Origin of the sequence: Polynucleobacter sp. MWH-Creno-3A4, from assembly GCF_018881885.1 — a bacterium.
Lineage (GTDB): Bacteria > Pseudomonadota > Gammaproteobacteria > Burkholderiales > Burkholderiaceae > Polynucleobacter.
In genome coordinates this window covers 283168-300815 of sequence record NZ_JACXSA010000001.1, presented here as the reverse complement: position 1 = coordinate 300815, position 17648 = coordinate 283168, and the positions used below count along the sequence as shown (strand labels likewise).

Below are 17648 nucleotides of genomic sequence, written 5' to 3'. Positions count from 1 at the left end.
CTTTGTTAGCCTAATAATAAGGATTATGATGGAAAGTGTCACTTAGTAGTTCAAATTAAAGGGAGTCAATATGTTTAAGCATTTATTGGTACCAGTCGATGGCTCAGACGTCAGCAAAAAATCCTTGAAGAAGGTCGCAGAGCTTGCCAAATCAGACGGGGCTGCAGTGACCTTGGTTTACGTATCCGACCCCTTGCCGCCTCTGGTGTACTCCGATAGCACCATGGGCTATGGCATTACTCAAAAAGATCACATCAAGGTCTGCGAAGCTTATGCAAAAGATGTCTTTAAAAAAGCCGCTACGGCACTTGGTGCAAGCGTGAAGGCAAAGAGCCTCCATGTTTCTAATGTCAACTTATCAGAAGGTATTTTGGAGGCTGCTAAAAAATCTAAAGCAGATGTCATTGTGATGGCCTCCCATAAGCGTACTGGCATCACAGGTGTGTTGCTGGGTAGCGAAACACATGAAGTGATTGTGCATACTAAATTGCCAGTGCTAGTGCTGGGTTAATCATTGCGGAATTAGCGCTAGAGAAAAGGGTCCGCAAGGACCCTTTTTGCATCTGTTTAATTATGTTTGATCGGACTACCCAGAAGAAGAATTTCTCTAGTGAGCTGGCCACTTTCGTTATCACGCATTGACCATAGATCAAGTTGTGTTTTTGCACCGTATGGGTCGACATACACACCATTCTTTCGTAGCTCAAAATGCAAGTGCGGACCCGTAGATCTTCCGGTTGATCCAACATAGCCAATCTCTAAACCACGGCGTACTTCATTACCAACTTCTAGCTCCACATTAAAGTTGCTCAGGTGAGCGTAATAGGTGTGATAGTTCCCTGGGTGCTCGAGAACGATTAAGTTGCCATAGGCACCGCTAAAGCCTATGTGCGCCACCTTGCCATTGGCGACGCTAAATACGGGTGTACCAATTGGTGCAGCATAGTCAATGCCCATATGGGCGCGATAACGCTGCTGTTTAGGCTGAGTTGGCTGAGTTGCAGGGACACTACTTTTACTGCGCTTGTTCGACGAGGATGCGCGCACCATGCCAACCCCCCTTGAAATACGCCGATAGCTCAGAGGATTTGTCCAAAACGAGCGCTCCAAGGACTCGCCACCGCCTGTAAAAAATCCCCCAGGAATATCGTTGCGATCAACCCAGAACGCGCTAGCGAATACTTCTTTACTGCTTGGGTCAATAATTTCAGCAGACCAGATCTGCGCCCAGCGTTCGCGGTCTCCAAAATCGACAATCAGTCGTACAACGCTATTCGTATTCTCTAAGGAGTTATTTTCTTCGGGGTAGATTTGCTTAATCAGTGAGTTCAGCTCCCAAACTAATTCCACGGGTAATTTGTCACCGACTTTGCGTGGGTCGTATAGAACCTCTCTTAATGGAATGCGGATTTCAGTCAAGTTTTTGGATTCATTTTTTAAGTAATCTTGCTGAATCAAAAATCCACCAAATGCAGAGGGCGTAAATGTCCATACCTCCGTTTTGCTATCTTGGACCGGCCCATTCATAATGCTTAATGAGTCAAAGCGGTTACGGCTTCCAAATGCTGCTGCATAGGGAATGCAATCGCCGCGCATCCGATCAAAAAATGTTTTCGTCTGATTTCTGAAAAACTCCGAAAACTGGCGATTATCGATACCAATACTGGCGGGTAAATTCTCATCGCTGAAGCTGCGACGCAGGCAGCCTTGAATGACGCGATAGTCTAAGTTACCAGCGCTATCCAATTCCAGTTCACTAGGATCTTTACGTTGAAAAAGGGCGGGGTTGAGACTCATACTGTTGGTTTTGGAGCTACCTCGTGCAGTAGTATCTTTAAAGCCTACGGACTTGGTATTTTGGACAACTACCTTTTTACGGGCTTGATTTGTCTGGGCATTCGCTATGGATACAGAGTCAGGCAAAAGACTGAGGCAGATGTATCCAAACAGAATGAGTGCCCCTCGTGACAGGAGTGAGCGACTAGTTGCTTTCTTATTCACCGGGTAATTATCTAATAATATTGGCGAGCCCACTGGAATTGATGTTGTGGCGCAGCAAAATCAGCATAAGTTTGATTAGAATCAAATCACTGCAATTCTTTTACCTTATCCTACAGAAATGAAAAAAATTATCCGTGTTTGGGATTTACCACTTCGCCTCTTTCACTGGCTCTTAGTGCTTTGTATCGTTGGCAGTCTAGTCAGCGTTAATCTTGGCGGGAATGCTATTGAATGGCATGCCTATTTTGGCTACTGCATTTTGTCTTTGCTGATTTTTCGGATTGTTTGGGGTTTTGTAGGATCAACCCATGCACGTTTTGTAACATTTTTCCCCAACATCACCAATATCATGGATTACTTAAAAGGTAGGGCACCAAAAGTATTGGGGCATAACCCAATCGGAGCGCTATCTGTATTTGCTTTACTTTTTGTACTGACTGTCCAAGCAAGCACGGGTTTGTTTGTTGATGATGAAGTTGCTTTTCAAGGGCCGTTTGCCAAGTATGTATCCAATGCAACGGTTTCATTTCTCTCTGAAATTCACGAGAGTAATCAAGTCTTAATTTATGCCTTAATTGCGATTCATATTGCAGCAATCTTCTTCTATAAGAAATTCAAGGGTGAAGATTTGATAAAACCGATGATTAGCGGCGACAAAGAAATCGACCCAAGCGAGGAAGCAAGTTACTTGCCTTCTGACTTGGGTCGGGCCTCCAAGGATGGAGGTTTGCAGCGTACTGTAGCTTTGGTGCTCTTAAGTCTAATTGCTGTGACCGTGGGCTACTTTATTACGAAGTAGATACCAAAGGGATTCACAATTACTTCTTCTTGAAATCGTCGTGACAGCCTTTGCAACTTGCTCCTGCGGCACCAAAGGTTTTCTTAATGCTTTCAAGATCACCTGATTGAGCTGCTTTATTTAAGTCAATGACAGCCAACTGCATTTTTTCAGAAGCAGCTTTGAACTTGGCGTGATCAGACCACACTTCTGATTGTGCTTTGCCACCCTCAGTGCCAGGACCAAATGCTTGCCATGGCAAAGGTGCTAGTGTTGCTACTACAGCAGCGTTCTTAGCTACTTCTTCTTTGTTGTAAGGTGCTTCACCTTTAACGACTGCACCAATTTTTGCAAACGAATTAGACATCACGGTAAATACGCTTTGACGATATTTGATTGCATCTTCGGGTTTTTGGAATTGAGCAAACGCGGTGCCTGCGCCCATTGCCAAAACAGCTGCAGTACTTGCTAAAACAATCTTTTGGAATTTCATATGAAACCTCTTGTGATGAGTGGAATAAGGACTTTTGGTTCTAAATGCACGCTGGAATCAGCATACCTCAGAACAATGTCTTTTGTTTGACCTAAAACAGCATTTGAAGTGGTAGCGTGATGAGATACAAAACCCCTCTAAAAAAGGCCATCAGCGGCTCCATCCAAAGACTGCCAATAATTCCGGTAAAGACCAAAGCAAGGACGATATAGAAGCCCCAAGGCTCCAGCCTGCCTAGAGCGATCGATTGGCGTGCGGGTAGTAAGCCAGCCAGAATACGACCACCATCGAGGGGTGGGAGAGGGAAGAGATTGAATACTAGCAGCCCCAGATTCCAAAGAATGCCAGCTTGAGACATGGCAATGAGAAACTTTTCATCAATTCCAAAGCCCACCAGAATAATGAGCAATGATGCCCAGATGATGGCTTGAATGAAGTTCGACCCAGGGCCCGCTAAGGCCACCCAAATCGAGTCAATTCTGGGGTTTCGTAATCGGCCAAAGTTCACCGGTACCGGTTTGGCGTAGCCGACTAAAAAAGGGGATCCAGCCAAAATGAGCATCAGTGGAATCAATAGGGTCCCTACCGGGTCTATATGTTTGGCGGGATTCAGGCTGACGCGGCCAAGCATGTATGCGGTGTTGTCCCCGAATTTTCGAGCAGCGTAGCCATGGGCTGCCTCATGGATGGTGATGGCAAAAATCAGGGGAATCGCATTAATGGCGACAGCTTGGATAGAATAGTCAGTAATCATGGCAATATGATATCCATAGGAGCTAAAAGTGACTGACGATAAGAAACCCGACCCCAAAAACCCGGCTAAGCCAGTACTTGCAAAGCCACCAGCACGTCCACCAGCCCCAAAAGGCCCATCCGGCCCTGCGGGCAGGCCTCAGGCAGGCTTTGGTGGTGGAAAAGGCATGATGCGTAAGGCTGGTCGCGGGCGATAGTGGATAATCTAGCCACAAATTAATGAATTTACAGAGGATTTAGCATGAACGAATGGCATAACGAATCTAAAGAAGAGATTAATAAAAAGATCATCACTTTGGTTGTCATGTTGGCTGCAGCTACTAGCTTGGCCATTTTGTTTGCATTGGTAGCAGCTCATACTGGTTACGTATTCGGTTAACTAGCATTAATGACTAGCCATCGCCAACCTGCAGTATTTGCTGGCCATGGCAGTCCGATGTACGCCATCGAACCCAACCGCTATACCACAGCATGGGCCGCTCTTGGCAAGTCATTAAAGCGCCCAGATGCGATCTTAGTCATCTCCGCACATTGGGTTACTCGTGGCGTGTGGCTCACGGCAATGCCCAAACCCAAAACCATTCACGACTTTGGCGGCTTTCCGCAAGCACTCTTTGACATTGAATATCCTGCACCTGGTAGTCCTGCACTCGCAGATCGCGTTCAAGAATGCATTAGTGAGCCGGTGGTGATGGAGGAAAACGAATGGGGGATCGACCATGGCGCCTGGTCTGTCCTCAAATATATGTACCCTCATGCAGATGTGCCAGTGGTACAGCTAAGCCTAGATGGCTCTAAATCCGCCAGACAGCATTACGAGCTTGCCAAGCAGCTGCGACCTCTGCGTGATGAAAATATTCTGATTTTGGCTAGCGGGAATGTTGTCCATAATCTTCGGACAATGCATTGGCAAGAAGATGCCCAGCCTTATCCTTGGGCTAAAGACTTTAATCATTTCTTCATCTCAGAAATGATTGCCAATCATCATGAGCCACTGATTGACTGGCAAAAATATGGTGAGCCTGCTCAGATGTCTATTCCGACGGCAGAACATTATTGGCCTGCTTTGTACACTTTGGCTTTACAAGAGACGGGTGAGCATGCGACAGTCTATGCAGACGGCATTGAGATGAGTTCTATTAGCATGCTTGGTTTTTCTATTCAATAAGTACAAATTATGTGGATATCCATTTTCGCGATCTTCTTTGGAGCAGGCTTTGGCGCTCTTTTGCGGGCAGGATTTAATTTCCTGATGGTGGGGAGCGGCTCAATTATTCCTTTAGGCACTCTGCTGTCGAATATGGTGGGTGGCTATCTCATCGGCATTGCCGTTGCGTTCTTTGGTAATAACCCCCACCTCTCACCCGAGTGGAAGCTATTTGTTATCACTGGCTTTCTGGGCGGTCTAACAACTTTCTCTAGTTTTTCTGCTGAGGTCGTGGGGATGATGCAGCGGAGTGAGTTTAGTTGGGCAATGGGCACTGCTTTAATACATTTAGCGGGCTCACTCATTCTTACCTTCTTAGGTATTCTGACCTATCAAGCTCTAAAGTAATTTTTACTCAGGCTTAATGTTCGCTGTCTTCACAACAGCGCTCCATTTGCTGGCCTCTGCTTTAATCAAAGTTGCAAATTCTGCTGGAGTGCCTCCACCAATTTCATTCCCTTGCGAGAGCATTAATTCGCGCAGAGCCGGGTCTCTCAGGGCCTGATTGGCTGCAGCATTTAATTGCTCAATAATTGCCTTGGGTGTGCCTTTTGGAGCGATGAGTCCCTGCCAATTCAATACCTCGACTTTGGGGTAGCCTAACTCTGCAAAGCTTGGCACCTCAGGTAGCAAGGGTGAGCGTTTCTTGCTGGTAATGGCAATAGCACGTAACTTGCCGGCTTTAATGCTAGGAACAGCAGAATACATTTGATCAAACATGAGGTCGACATTGCCACCCATCAGATCTGTTAAGGCAGCAGAGCCACTTTTGTATGGCACGTGAATCATGCTGATGCCAGCATTGAGTTCAAAAAGCTCAGCAGAGAGTTGATGACTACCACCAATCCCGCCCGAAGAAAATGTCAGGACGCCAGGTTTCGCTTTGGCAGCAGCCACGATGTCGCCAATGGTTTTGTACGGTGAGTTTGGATTGACTACCAAAACAAGCGGCCCTTTTTCTATCAAGATGATGGGACTTAAATCTGTTTCAGGGTCGTAACGCAAATTTCCAAACAGTGTTTTATTCACAGCCATGGGTGCAAAGTTACCCATGCCAATGGTGTATCCATCTGGCGCAGCTCTGGCTATAAATTCAGTCCCAATATTGCCGCCTGCACCAGGTTTGTTATCAATGATTATGGGTTGCTTGAGAATGACACTCATCTTTTGGGCAATCTGACGACTGCGAGAGTCAGCACTGCCACCAGCACCATAGGGTACGATAAAGTTGATCGGCTTATTGGGATATCCGTTTTGTGCAAAAGCAGTGGGGGAGAGGAGTGCCGCAAGGCTCAGTGCCCTAATCAATATTTTGTGAATACATTGCATATTTAATCACTCACTTATATGAACCCCAGAACTCCTAATACAGCACCAATCACAATGAGATAGAGTGGGTGCCAACGGCTTAGTAGCATTACAGCAATTGCTAGCAAGGTTAGGGCAAACGCTGCCAGACTATGATTAATTTGCTGTGAGATATCCCATGCGGATCCGAGCACCAAACCAACCGCTAACGCGCTAGCAGCAAACTGAATAGTTTTCTTGGTGATTGGGTTACGTAGGTTACTGATATACCTTTGCAAAAAGAAGACCATGATCGATGACGGCCAGCAAATGGCAATCGATGCAACGATAGCGCCAATCACTCCACTCACATGCCACCCAATGAGGGTCACTGTCATCAGGTTGGGTCCAGGCGCTGCTTGCGCAATTGCAAAAAAATCTGCAAAGGTTTGCGTATTGAGCCAATGCTCTTGATTGACTGAGAGGTCATACAGTGCAGGCAATAGCGCATTAATGCCGCCAAAAGCCAAAGCCGAGAACGCCGAGAGTTTGATAAATAGGCTCAGCAGTGCACTCATGTTTGCTTCGCCTTTTTCCATGCCAGAAAAGTCGCCAGAGGGGATGCAATGAGCACAACCCATCCTAAATTGAGGTGAAAAAATCCTGCTGCAATCACGGTGAGTACTACCACCAACAGCATGGGTGGGAAGCTAAACTCATTGCGCATCATCTTAAAACCCGTTGCTGCAATTAAGCCGATACCTACCGCTGAAATACCACGCAACATTCCTTGAACTGCTGGCAAATAGCTATAGTGTTCATAAAGCATTCCAAGGAGGATGACGATCACGCTGGGCCCAAGCATTAAACCTAGAACAGCTGCTAGCGCTCCAAAGACGCCTGCAAAGCGGCTTCCTACGCAGACTGCCAAGTTAACAATATTCGGCCCGGGAACAATTTGGCAAATACCGAGTAGGGCATTAAATTCTTCAGCGCTGATCCATTTTTCTTGCTCAACAAGTGAGCGACGAGCCCAGGGCAGTACTCCACCAAAGCCCGATATACCAATCTTGCTAAAGCCAATGAAAAGTTGCTTGGGGGTTGGTGTTTTTAAAGTCACTGCGGCTTAAATGGATGGGGTACTGGCTTCTGATGGAGCCAAGCTTCTAAGGTTTCTGTAATCCCTTTAGAAAAAGTTGCAAAGATAGGTTCCGCAATAAATCCAAGATGGGGCGTTACCAAAAGATTGGGTGTGTTACGCAATACATCTTTTTCAGGAAGTGGTTCGATATCAAATACATCCACTGCTGCTTGGCCAGGCCTGCCTGCAGCAAGCGCTTTTTGGAGATCAACCATATTGATCAATGCTGAGCGGGAAGTGTTCACCAAAATCGAATCCGGACGCATCAAAGCAAGTTGATCTGCACTAATGAGTCCCTTTGTTCCAGGTCCTGCTACCAAGTGCATCGTAACAATCTTAGAGGTCTTCAATAATTCTTCCAGGCTAACTGCTTTCGCATTTTCAGCGGCAGCACGTTCTGGCGTCATGCGTGGACTCCAAGTCACCACTTCCATGCCAAAAGCAGCTCCAACGCGAGCTACGCGACTACCAATAGATCCCAAACCCATGACGCCAAGGCGCTCTCCAGCGAGCATTGGCAATACCGACAATCCATCACGCCAGCCACCAGAAGAAATCAACTGGTTCTGTTCTATGAGGCGTTTTGATGCCCCCAAAATTAATGCCCAAGTGAGTTCTGTAGTGGTTTCTTTAGAGGGACCGCCTGGTGTGCAAGCCATTGGAATATTGCGAGACACTAATGCAGCAGCTTCAAGAGTACCGTTGCGCTCGCCAGTAAACATCAGAAATTTCAGTTTCGGTAGTCGGGCAATCATGGCCTCATTAAAGGGCGAACGATCGCGCACAATGGCGATAGCATCAGCATCTTTCACAGCTTCATACAGCGCTTCATCGCGCAATGGCTCATGATGAATTGTTAGATGAGATTGTTGATCTAATTGATCCCAGTTTGAAAAACGCCGCAGGGCGCGTTCGTAATCACCTAAGACGACAATGTTTGGAAGTGAGGCCATGCGGAATACTTTCGATATAGATATGTGTGGGTAAAGTAGTTGGTTTAAATATTAGTCAGCTTTAAGCTTTTTTCGTATCGAGCGCTCGATAGGAATGGAGTCCAAATTGGGTTCTAGTGCTTCACGCTCATCAAATACGAAGCAGCTGCCTTGGTAGTGTGCTGAGCCAACCTCTTCAAAATACTTCAAGATGCCACCTTCTAATTGGTAGCTATGCTGCATACCAATTTCGCGCATATAGAGTCCAGATTTTTCACAACGAATGCCACCAGTACAAAAGCTCACCAGTGTTTTGTCTGCCAGTGCTTCTTTGTGAGCGGAAATCGCTTGTGGAAATTCGGTAAACTTTTCGATATTGAAGTGCAAGGCATTTTCAAAGCTGCCATATTCCACTTCAAATGCATTGCGTGTATCTACCATTACGACAGGGCGGCCTAAGTCATCAGTACCGCGATCAAGCCATTCTTGTAATTTTTTTGGGCTGATGAAATTTGCGCGACCTTCTTCAGGGCGAATAGCTGGGTGATTCATCCGAATAATTTCATTTTTGAGCTTGATCAGCATCTTTTTGAAAGGCTGCTCTTCTGACCAGCTTTCTTTGGCTTCAAGAGGTTTAAAGCGGGGGTCCATCCGCAACCAATCCAAAAAGCCACGCAACTCGGGGGCTGAACCAGCCAAAAAGAGGTTAATGCCTTCGCCGGTAAGCAGAATAGTCCCCTTCAGATTGCGGGTATTGCATTCCTCAAGCATTTTTACCCGCAGATCTGCCAAGCCGTCGAGGCTGACAAATAAATAGGCGGCAATGTTCAAAATCGACTTCATCTCTTCTCTCATCAAGCTACTGCCATATTATCGAGCAAACAGGCTTATGGGGTGGTAATCTTAAGCCTTATTCAAAGGAGACCGATCTATGCTGTATTTAGCAAAAATGGCCAAAAGAGCCCTATTGATAACCCTAATGTCCTTTGGGGTAAGCGGCATGGTGTTTGCCCAAACTGCTGGCGTTGGAAGCTGGCCAAGCCAAAAACCCATCAAATTGATAGCAGTCTTTCCAGCTGGTGGATCAGTTGATCAGGTTGCCCGAGTCTTGGCACAAGCCTTGCAAACAGAGCTTAAGCAAAATGTGATTGTTGAAAATATTGGCGGTGCTTCAGGTGTGATTGGTACTGCTGCGCTAGCAAGAGCGGATGCGGACGGTTATACCTTTGCAGTGGTATTTGATACCCACGGCGTCAATCCTAGCCTCAAAGACAAACTTCCCTACGACACCATTAAAGATCTGGCACCTGTGATTTTGGTGGGAACCTCACCAATGGTATTGGTAGCAAGTAAAAATTCTGGAATTAAGAGCTTTAAGCAATTGACAGAGATGTCTAAAGCCGGAAAGCCATTTAGCTATGGCTCCATCGGAATTGGTAGTCTTGGACACCTATCGATGGCACGTCTTGCTAAGCAAGCAGGCTTTGATTGGAACCATATTCCGTATCGTGGCGGCGGTCCTTTGATGCAGGATGCTTTGGGTGGTCAAGTGCCATTGGCTGTTGGTTCAGAGTTCTTGGTGAAGCCCCATGTTGATAGCGGTGGTGTGATTCCTTTGGTGATTACTACAGCAAAGAGAACTTCAACAATGCCTAATGTGCCTACAGTGGCTGAGAGTGGTTATCCAGGCTTTAGCGCACCAGCATGGTGGGCAGTGATTGCTCCAGGAAAAACGCCACCTGCGATTATTGATGCCATGAATAAGGCCTTGAATAAGGCCTTAAAAACTCCCTTGGTTGCGGAGAAGTTTAAAGCTCAAGGAATTGAGATTGTGGGTGGTAGCCCAGAATCTGCCCGTGAATTTATCGGTAAGCAAATTGGTATTTGGGGCAAGTTCGTCATTGAGAACGGCATTAAAGAAACTGCTCAGTAAGCGCACATGACTGAACGTTCGATTCCGTATCAACCCATTGATTTAGCAGAGCCAGCTGAGCTGGTTTCTGCTATTCGTAAGAGACGTGGCGGGCAGTTTATTAACTTGGATCGAATGCTCTTGCATAGCGTACCGATTGCTGAGGGCTGGAATCACTTTATTGGAGAGATTCGCAATAATTTGTCCCTAGATCCCAAGTTAAGGGAATTGGCAATGTGCGGAGTCGCAGTGCTCAATGGTGCTGAATATGAATTTTTTCATCATGCACCTCCCTTTAAAAAGGCTGGTGGCACCGAAGAACAAGTACAAGCCCTCAGATTGATCGGTCAGCCCAACTTCCCGCGGAACGAATTTACTCCGTTGGAAAATGATGCTGCTGACTTAACCTTGCAGATGACGCGCAATATTCAAGTCGATCCCGAACTCATGAAACGTCTTCAAAAAGCATTGGGAAATACGGATACAGTGGAGCTAGTAACAGTCATCGCTGCCTACAACATGGTATCTCGCTTCTTAATTGCTTTGGATATTCACCCCGAAGATCATCCACCCACTTCATGAACTCATGATTCATTGGAGCGAAGGCGAACAATCTTTTTCTGCTAAATGGCGCTCCGAAAATGGCATTGCGCCACATCAGAAAGTCATCATTGCTGATGACACCTTAACGGCCGACATAGCATACCGTTCAGCTTGTGAAGGCACTGCAATGCTTTACAAAGGCGACTTTCAAAATGCTCGCCAGCTACTGCAGGCCCTTGTAAGAAGGGTTGATAAGCCTTCTAAGAAATCAACTAGGGCTGATCGGGTTGCAAAAGAGAAAACCAAAAGTCCTTTAGACACCTTCAATTTACACCGCTTAGCGCAATCGCAAAGGGCGCGTATTCTGGGAATGTTGCTGATTCCTATTCATGCAGACCACAGCATTTCATTGCGACGTGCGCCTGATGTTGCGCAAGCCTGTATGGAGGCTTATGGAAAGCAGAGTGAAGACTATGTTGTCTCTTTACGAGAATTGCTAGGGGTCATTAGCGCGCATGAATGGCGTAAAAAAGGTGTTCCCGTGCTAGCGAGGGATGATGAGGAGATTCGGATTCATCCACACTACGGTGTTTTTTCACCGATTCGCGGTGAATACATTGAACTGGTTCTCAAAGCGCCGCTACCCGCTGCGATTCAAAAAAACTCCATAGCATTTGACATTGGGGTGGGCACTGGGGTGCTGTCCGTTGTATTGGCAATTCGAGAGATCAAAAAAATCATTGCTACTGATCAAGATGATCGTGCTATTGCATGCGCCCAAGACAATATTGATCGTTTGGGTCTCAATCACCAGATAGAAATTCAGAAGACCAATTTGTTTCCAGCAGAGAAAGCGGCATTGATTGTATGTAATCCTCCCTGGTTGCCAGCGCGTCCCAGCTCTTCTCTTGAGTATGCAATATATGACCCGGAGAGCCAAATGTTAAAAGGCTTTCTAGGAAAATTAAAAGAGCATTTATTACCCGGTGGCGAGGGTTGGTTGATCCTTTCTGACCTTGCTGAGCATCTCGGCTTGCGATCAAGAGAGCAATTGCTCGATTGGATTGATCAGTCCGGACTGAAGGTTGTGGGACACTTAGATACCAAACCTCAGCATCACAAAGTATTTGATAAAGCTGATGCACTTCATGCGGCAAGATCTCAAGAGATCACTTCTTTGTGGCGGCTAGTAGTGAAATAAAAACAGGACCACAAGTTGGTAAAGCAAACCCCTCCAAAATTCAGAGGGGTTTGCTTTATATGGTGGAGTCGGCGGGAATCGAACCCGCGTCCGCAAATCCTCCACAACAAGTTCTACATACTTAGTCATATCATTTAATTTAATCAGTTAGGCACAGATTGACACGTTCCTCGCTGACGATTCACTAAGTTTTCGTACTATTCTTCGTGACGCAAAATAGTCTTATCTCTTGTATATGACCCTGATGTAGCTTTCGCTACCTGACCCAAGAGAGAATCAGTTCAGGGGCAACCGCAATTAAGCGGCTAGTGCGTAACGTTCGTCGTTAGCAGTTATTACATTCCCATTGATTTACGAGATAACGGGTCCTCGGTATGCCCTTGATGCTTTGTAATCCACGTCGAAACCATGTCGACCCCAGAGTTCATGCATAGGAGGATCTATTTTAAAGCCGCTAGCCCCAAATTGCTTAATATCTTTTGGGATGCCATTAAACCCTATTAGGAAAGATGATTGGTAATAATTCGAGGGGGCTGTTGATGATGTGATCAGCACCCCAAGCTTCTGGTGGCTCTTTGCAGCCGCAGTAACCATACGCAGCTGCAACCGTCAGCATGCCTGCAGCTTTTCCTGCAATGACGTCTCGGATGTCATCGCCTACATAAATTGACTTTGTTGGATCAATATTGGCAATTCTGGCGGCATGCAGAATTGGTTCTGGATGGGGTTTTGAGTGGGGCGTTGTATCGCCTGACACTGTAGAGACCGCTCTTTGACGCAGGCCCATCAGTTCAGTGAGTGGATTGGTGAAGCGCTCACTTTTATTCGTCACAATTCCCCAGGGAAGGTTTGCGATTTCCATTTGCTCAAGCAAATCATCCATGCCATCAAATAACTTGCTGTGGACTAATAGAGCATTTTCATAGTTTTTAAAAAACTCATCTCGCAATGCAATGAAATCCGGATGATCTGGAGTAATTCCAAATGCACCCTCTAATAGGCCCCGTGCACCAGCTGACGCACAAGGGCGCAAAACTTCGTAAGGTTTCGGTAACAGCTGACGCGCTACCAGCAATTGATTGGTTGCAGCCACTAAATCCGGCGCTGTATCTGCAAGAGTGCCATCCAAATCAAAAAATACCCCGTGATAAGGGCTTGATAGGGTGCTCATGCCTTACTTCCTGACGGCAATCATGTAGTTCACATCTACATCATCCCCGAGGCTATACACCTGAGTGATTGGGTTGTAGCTCAAACCCTTTATTCCAATCATCTCTAAGCCCGCTTGACGGGTGAACGCAACCAGCTCTGATGGCTTGATAAATTTCGCGTATTCGTGAGTCCCCTTGGGTAGGAGCTTGAGGATGTATTCGGCGCCAATAATGGCAAATAAGTAGGACTTAGGGCTACGATTCAAAGTGCTAAAGAAGAGCGTGCCACCGGGTTTGCAAAGCTTTGCACAAGCTTGCGCAACTGATGCAGGATTTGGGACGTGCTCCAACATTTCCATACAGGTCACAACGTCATATTGTTCGGGCTGTTCATCAGCGAGAGCCTCTGCTGAGATTGAGCGGTAAGTCAGTTTTGCGCCTACTTCTAATGCATGTAATTCTGCAACCTTGAGAGCTTTTTCAGAAAGATCAATGCCAGTGGTGTCTGCGCCAGATTGAGCGATGGATTCTGCCAAGATGCCACCACCACAGCCGATATCAACCACTTTTTTTCCCTCTAAGTTTACGAAGGATTTGATCCAAGCAAGGCGCAGTGGGTTAATGGCGTGCAAAGGCTTGAATTCACTATTAGGGTCCCACCAGCGGTGAGCTAGGGCGCTAAATTTAGCGATTTCAGATTGATCAACGTTCATCTTGAGTTTGGCTCTCAGTAAGGCGGGTAAAGGATTCTACGAATATAGCGGAAATAAAAAAGCCCGCAAGAAGCGGGCTTTTTTACAAGTAAGGTGAATTACTTAGCTGTACCAACAACTTCGATGTCAGTACGGCGGTTCTTAGCGCGGCCTTCAGCAGTTGCATTGCTTGCAACTGGATTGCTCTTGCCTTTTGATTCTGTGTAGATACGGCTACCGTCAACACCCTTGCTTACAAGGTATGTCTTAACAGATTGCGCACGACGCTGACCGAGAGCCATGTTGTATGCATCTGTACCGATGCTGTCAGTGTTACCAACAGCGATGATGACTTCTAACTTGATCTTGCTTAAATCAGCAGCGATCTTGTCCAAAGTAGCTTTACCTTCTGGTTTCAAATCAGACTTGTTGAAGTCATAGAGTGTGTCAGCTTGCAAAGTGATTTTGCTTTGGCTAACGCCAGCAGGACTGTGTGCAGTCAACGCACCGTCACAACCCTTAGCTGCAGTTGCTGGTGTCCAGTTATTATCGCGCCAGCACAATGTGCCATCGCCGTTTTTCCAGTTTAATTGGCCGTCGCCGTTTTGCCAGTTATCAGAAGCCATTGCTGCAGAAGCAGAAACAGTAATAACAGAAGCGAGCAACACTCTTAGGGTTTTGTTCATTTTTAGTCCTCAAAAATCTCTTTTTAATTAAAGTCAAACTTAAATGTAATTCGCCCTACTTTGAAGCAAAAAACCGCAAAGCGACACATCTCAATTTCGTACAAACTGACAGAATCTTAGCATAGGGGCTATCCGTCATCAAAATGATATTATTTCTGGATGGAACAAGCCGCTAAAGAAACACTACCAATATCCCTCGAAGACGAAATGCGGCGGTCCTATTTGGACTACGCAATGAGCGTCATCGTCGGCAGAGCCCTGCCAGACGTGCGCGATGGCCTCAAACCGGTTCACCGCCGGGTCTTATTCGCGATGTATGAATTAAACAACGATTGGAACCGAGCTTACAAAAAATCTGCCCGTATAGTTGGCGATGTGATCGGTAAATACCATCCGCACGGTGATTCTGCGGTGTATGACACCATCGTTCGGATGGCCCAGGACTTCTCCCTGCGCTATATGCTGGTTGATGGGCAGGGCAACTTTGGCTCCGTAGACGGCGATAACGCTGCTGCGATGCGGTATACGGAGATCCGCCTGCGCAAGATCGCCCATGAGCTTTTGGCCGATTTGGACAAGGAAACCGTGGATTTTGGGCCAAACTACGACGGTAGCGAGAAAGAACCCCTGATTCTTCCTGCAAAAGTGCCTAATTTGCTCATTAACGGCAGCTCAGGCATTGCGGTGGGTATGGCGACCAATATCCCTCCCCATAACCTCGATGAGGTCGTTACAGCCTGTTTACACGTCTTGCATAACCCCGAATGCTCGATTGATGAGCTGATTGAGATCATTCCAGCTCCCGACTTCCCCACCGCCGGCATTATTTACGGCGTTCAAGGAGTGCGCGAAGGCTACAGAACTGGTCGTGGTCGTGTTGTTATGCGTGCCAAGACTCACTTTGAAGATATCGACAAGGGTGCACGTCAGGCCATCATCGTTGATGAGTTGCCATATCAAGTAAACAAAAAGAACTTGCTCGAGCGTATTGCTGAGTTAGTGAATGAGAAAAAAGTTGAAGGCATTTCTGATTTGCGTGACGAGTCAGATAAATCCGGTATGCGCGTTGTGATTGAACTTAAGCGCGGTGAAGTGCCTGAGGTAGTTCTCAATAATTTGTATAAGAGCACTCAACTGCAAGATAACTTCGGTATGAACATGGTGGCCTTGGTAGATAACCAGCCACGCTTGCTCAACTTGAAGCAAATGCTGGAATATTTCTTGCAGCATCGTCGTGAAGTTGTGACACGTCGCACAATTTTTGAATTGCGTAAAGCGCGTGAGCGCGGTCACGTCTTAGAAGGTTTGGCAGTTGCCTTAGCAAACATAGATGAGTTCATTGCCATCATTAAAGCGGCTGCAAACCCAGTGATTGCAAAGCAAGAGTTAATGGGTAAAGCTTGGGATTCATCGATGGTGCGTGAGATGTTGGCGCGTGCTGAGACCGATACACCAGGAGGCCGTAATGCCTACCGTCCAGAAGGTTTGTTGCCCGAGTACGGTATGCAGACTACTGGCCTGTATCGCCTCTCTGACAGTCAAGCACAAGAAATTTTGCAGATGCGTTTGCAACGCTTGACTGGTCTTGAGCAAGACAAGATTGTGAACGAGTACAAAGAAGTCATGGCAGAAATTTCTGACTTGTTAGATTTGTTAGCAAAGCCAGAACGTGTTACTCAAGTCATCGAAAGCGAACTAAAAGAAGTGCAAGCTGAATTTGGTAAAGCTGGCGGTGATACAGGTCGTCGTTCATTCATTGAGATGAATGCAACCGAACTCTTCACAGAAGATTTGATCACTCCACAAGATATGGTGGTGACACTGTCACACACTGGTTACATGAAGAGTCAGCCGCTGAGTGAATACCGTGCACAGAAACGTGGTGGTCGTGGCAAGCAAGCCGCCGCTACGAAAGATGAAGACTGGATTGATACGCTGTTCGTAGCCAATACACACGATACGATTTTGTGTTTCTCTGATCGTGGCCGCATGTACTGGCTCAAAGTGTGGGAAGTTCCACAAGGCAGTCGTACTTCACGCGGTAAGCCAATCGTCAATATGTTCCCATTGATCGAAGGTGAAAAGATCACTGTGATTCTGCCGATCAAGGGCTACCAAGATGATCAGTATGTCTTTATGGCAACGAGTTTGGGTACTGTGAAGAAGACACGCTTATCTGACTTCTCCAACCCACGTAAGGCCGGCATTATTGCGGTTGACCTCAACGAGAATGATTTCTTGGTTGGCGCAGCTATAACGGATGGTCAGCATGATGTGATGTTGTTCTCTGATGCCGGTAAAGCAGTGCGTTTTGATGAGAATGATGTGCGTCCAATGGGCCGTACCGCACGGGGTGTGCGCGGCATGAATTTAGGCGTCGGCCATCAAGTGATTGCGATGTTAGTTGCCCCAGCAGAAGCTGCTGAAGGTGCTGAAGCCGCAGTGGTAGACGCAAACGGCATTGCAATTCCAAGTAGTGTGTTGACTGCTACGGAGAATGGTTACGGTAAGCGTACGCCTATTGCTGAATACACACGTCATGGCCGCGGCACCAAGGGCATGATTGCAATTCAGACAAGCGAGCGTAACGGTAAAGTAGTTGCTGCCGCTTTGGTTTCTCCTGAAGATCAAATTATGTTGATCACTACGGGTGGCGTTTTAGTGCGTACACGTGTTTCTGAAATTCGCGAAATGGGTCGCGCTACTCAAGGCGTGACTTTGATCAACGTGGATGAGGGCACTCGCTTATCTGGTCTGCAGCGTATTGCTGAGAGCGACTCGGATGAAGAGGGCGACGAAGCAGAAGAAGGTGATGCATCTGCTGATTCAGCAACTGATTCCAATTCTGATGCGGCAGGTGACGCTTAAAGC

At 46.7% G+C, this 17648-nt stretch carries 21 protein-coding genes and 1 other RNA gene; 10 read left to right on the top strand and 12 right to left on the bottom strand.

The window, feature by feature from the left end:
- The first annotated feature begins 70 nt into the window (after positions 1-70).
- Positions 71-511 carry a universal stress protein gene (locus IEN92_RS01400; RefSeq protein ID WP_215373722.1) on the top strand — a complete coding sequence of 147 codons (441 nt, stop codon included), beginning with the start codon at positions 71-73 and terminating at the stop codon, positions 509-511.
- Between the two features lie 56 nt (positions 512-567).
- Here IEN92_RS01400 and IEN92_RS01395 read toward each other — a convergent pair whose 3' ends face one another.
- Entirely contained in the window at positions 568-2001 is a 1434-nt protein-coding gene (locus IEN92_RS01395) for a M23 family metallopeptidase (RefSeq protein WP_370623856.1), read from the bottom strand.
- Between the two features lie 118 nt (positions 2002-2119).
- Between IEN92_RS01395 and IEN92_RS01390 the strand changes: the two genes are divergently transcribed.
- Positions 2120-2800, top strand: a complete 681-nt coding sequence (locus IEN92_RS01390) for a cytochrome b/b6 domain-containing protein (RefSeq protein WP_216159863.1) — start codon at positions 2120-2122, stop codon at positions 2798-2800.
- A gap of 19 nt (positions 2801-2819) precedes the next feature.
- On the opposite strand, the gene IEN92_RS01385 is transcribed toward IEN92_RS01390, so the two are convergent.
- A complete protein-coding gene (locus IEN92_RS01385) occupies positions 2820-3272 on the bottom strand; it encodes a cytochrome c (RefSeq protein ID WP_215373720.1) in 453 nt (150 codons plus the stop codon).
- A gap of 91 nt (positions 3273-3363) precedes the next feature.
- Positions 3364-4026 (bottom strand): site-2 protease family protein, encoded by a 663-nt coding sequence (locus tag IEN92_RS01380; protein ID WP_215373719.1) that lies wholly within the window; start codon positions 4024-4026, stop codon positions 3364-3366.
- A gap of 28 nt (positions 4027-4054) precedes the next feature.
- Between IEN92_RS01380 and IEN92_RS01375 the strand changes: the two genes are divergently transcribed.
- The 4 genes from IEN92_RS01375 to crcB are packed head-to-tail and all read left to right on the top strand — an operon-like array spanning position 4055 to position 5580.
- Positions 4055-4222, top strand: coding sequence for a hypothetical protein (locus IEN92_RS01375; protein WP_215373718.1), 168 nt, complete (start codon positions 4055-4057; stop codon positions 4220-4222).
- Positions 4223-4266: 44 nt separating this feature from the next.
- Positions 4267-4404: a hypothetical protein gene (locus tag IEN92_RS01370; RefSeq protein ID WP_169709848.1), complete on the top strand. Its 138-nt coding sequence runs from the start codon at positions 4267-4269 to the stop codon at positions 4402-4404.
- A gap of 9 nt (positions 4405-4413) precedes the next feature.
- On the top strand, positions 4414-5193 hold the full coding sequence (gene ygiD, locus IEN92_RS01365) for a 4,5-DOPA dioxygenase extradiol (RefSeq protein ID WP_216159860.1): 780 nt from the start codon (positions 4414-4416) through the stop codon (positions 5191-5193).
- Positions 5194-5202: 9 nt separating this feature from the next.
- Positions 5203-5580 carry a fluoride efflux transporter CrcB gene (gene crcB / locus IEN92_RS01360; protein WP_216159858.1) on the top strand — a complete coding sequence of 126 codons (378 nt, stop codon included), beginning with the start codon at positions 5203-5205 and terminating at the stop codon, positions 5578-5580.
- Positions 5581-5583: 3 nt separating this feature from the next.
- Here crcB and IEN92_RS01355 read toward each other — a convergent pair whose 3' ends face one another.
- Genes IEN92_RS01355 through IEN92_RS01335 form a run of 5 tightly spaced genes read right to left on the bottom strand, consistent with a single transcriptional unit; the run spans position 5584 to position 9435 of the window.
- Positions 5584-6561 carry a tripartite tricarboxylate transporter substrate binding protein gene (locus IEN92_RS01355; protein WP_216159855.1) on the bottom strand — a complete coding sequence of 326 codons (978 nt, stop codon included), beginning with the start codon at positions 6559-6561 and terminating at the stop codon, positions 5584-5586.
- Positions 6562-6575: 14 nt separating this feature from the next.
- Positions 6576-7097, bottom strand: a complete 522-nt coding sequence (locus IEN92_RS01350; RefSeq protein WP_255539734.1) for a chromate transporter — start codon at positions 7095-7097, stop codon at positions 6576-6578.
- On the bottom strand, positions 7094-7639 hold the full coding sequence (locus IEN92_RS01345; RefSeq protein ID WP_216159849.1) for a chromate transporter: 546 nt from the start codon (positions 7637-7639) through the stop codon (positions 7094-7096). The genes IEN92_RS01350 and IEN92_RS01345 overlap by 4 nt, the downstream gene beginning before the upstream one ends.
- Positions 7636-8613: a D-2-hydroxyacid dehydrogenase family protein gene (locus IEN92_RS01340; protein WP_216159846.1), complete on the bottom strand. Its 978-nt coding sequence runs from the start codon at positions 8611-8613 to the stop codon at positions 7636-7638. The genes IEN92_RS01345 and IEN92_RS01340 overlap by 4 nt, the downstream gene beginning before the upstream one ends.
- 51 nt (positions 8614-8664) lie before the next feature.
- A complete protein-coding gene (locus IEN92_RS01335; RefSeq protein WP_255539733.1) occupies positions 8665-9435 on the bottom strand; it encodes a sulfurtransferase in 771 nt (256 codons plus the stop codon).
- A gap of 88 nt (positions 9436-9523) precedes the next feature.
- Between IEN92_RS01335 and IEN92_RS01330 the strand changes: the two genes are divergently transcribed.
- From IEN92_RS01330 to IEN92_RS01320, 3 genes are read left to right on the top strand one after another with little or no spacing between them, the layout of a single operon-like run.
- Positions 9524-10525 carry a tripartite tricarboxylate transporter substrate binding protein gene (locus tag IEN92_RS01330; RefSeq protein WP_215373710.1) on the top strand — a complete coding sequence of 334 codons (1002 nt, stop codon included), beginning with the start codon at positions 9524-9526 and terminating at the stop codon, positions 10523-10525.
- A 6-nt stretch (positions 10526-10531) separates the two neighbouring features.
- Positions 10532-11086 (top strand): carboxymuconolactone decarboxylase family protein, encoded by a 555-nt coding sequence (locus IEN92_RS01325; protein WP_215373709.1) that lies wholly within the window; start codon positions 10532-10534, stop codon positions 11084-11086.
- Between the two features lie 4 nt (positions 11087-11090).
- Positions 11091-12248 carry a class I SAM-dependent methyltransferase gene (locus tag IEN92_RS01320; RefSeq protein ID WP_216159840.1) on the top strand — a complete coding sequence of 386 codons (1158 nt, stop codon included), beginning with the start codon at positions 11091-11093 and terminating at the stop codon, positions 12246-12248.
- 60 nt (positions 12249-12308) lie between these two features.
- Here IEN92_RS01320 and ssrA read toward each other — a convergent pair.
- The 4 genes from ssrA to ompA all read right to left on the bottom strand — a co-directional run bounded on the left by ssrA (position 12309) and on the right by ompA (position 14777).
- Positions 12309-12667, bottom strand: a transfer-messenger RNA (tmRNA) gene (ssrA, locus tag IEN92_RS01315).
- Positions 12668-12738: 71 nt separating this feature from the next.
- The gene (locus IEN92_RS01310; protein ID WP_215373707.1) at positions 12739-13419 is read right to left on the bottom strand and encodes an HAD family hydrolase; all 681 of its coding nucleotides are present in this window, start codon (positions 13417-13419) and stop codon (positions 12739-12741) included.
- A gap of 3 nt (positions 13420-13422) precedes the next feature.
- On the bottom strand, positions 13423-14112 hold the full coding sequence (ubiG, locus tag IEN92_RS01305) for a bifunctional 2-polyprenyl-6-hydroxyphenol methylase/3-demethylubiquinol 3-O-methyltransferase UbiG (RefSeq protein WP_216159837.1): 690 nt from the start codon (positions 14110-14112) through the stop codon (positions 13423-13425).
- Between the two features lie 98 nt (positions 14113-14210).
- Positions 14211-14777 (bottom strand): outer membrane protein OmpA, encoded by a 567-nt coding sequence (gene ompA / locus IEN92_RS01300; RefSeq protein WP_215274196.1) that lies wholly within the window; start codon positions 14775-14777, stop codon positions 14211-14213.
- A 159-nt stretch (positions 14778-14936) separates the two neighbouring features.
- Between ompA and gyrA the strand changes: the two genes are divergently transcribed.
- Entirely contained in the window at positions 14937-17645 is a 2709-nt protein-coding gene (gene gyrA / locus IEN92_RS01295) for a DNA gyrase subunit A (RefSeq protein WP_215373704.1), read from the top strand.
- Positions 17646-17648 lie beyond the last annotated feature (3 nt).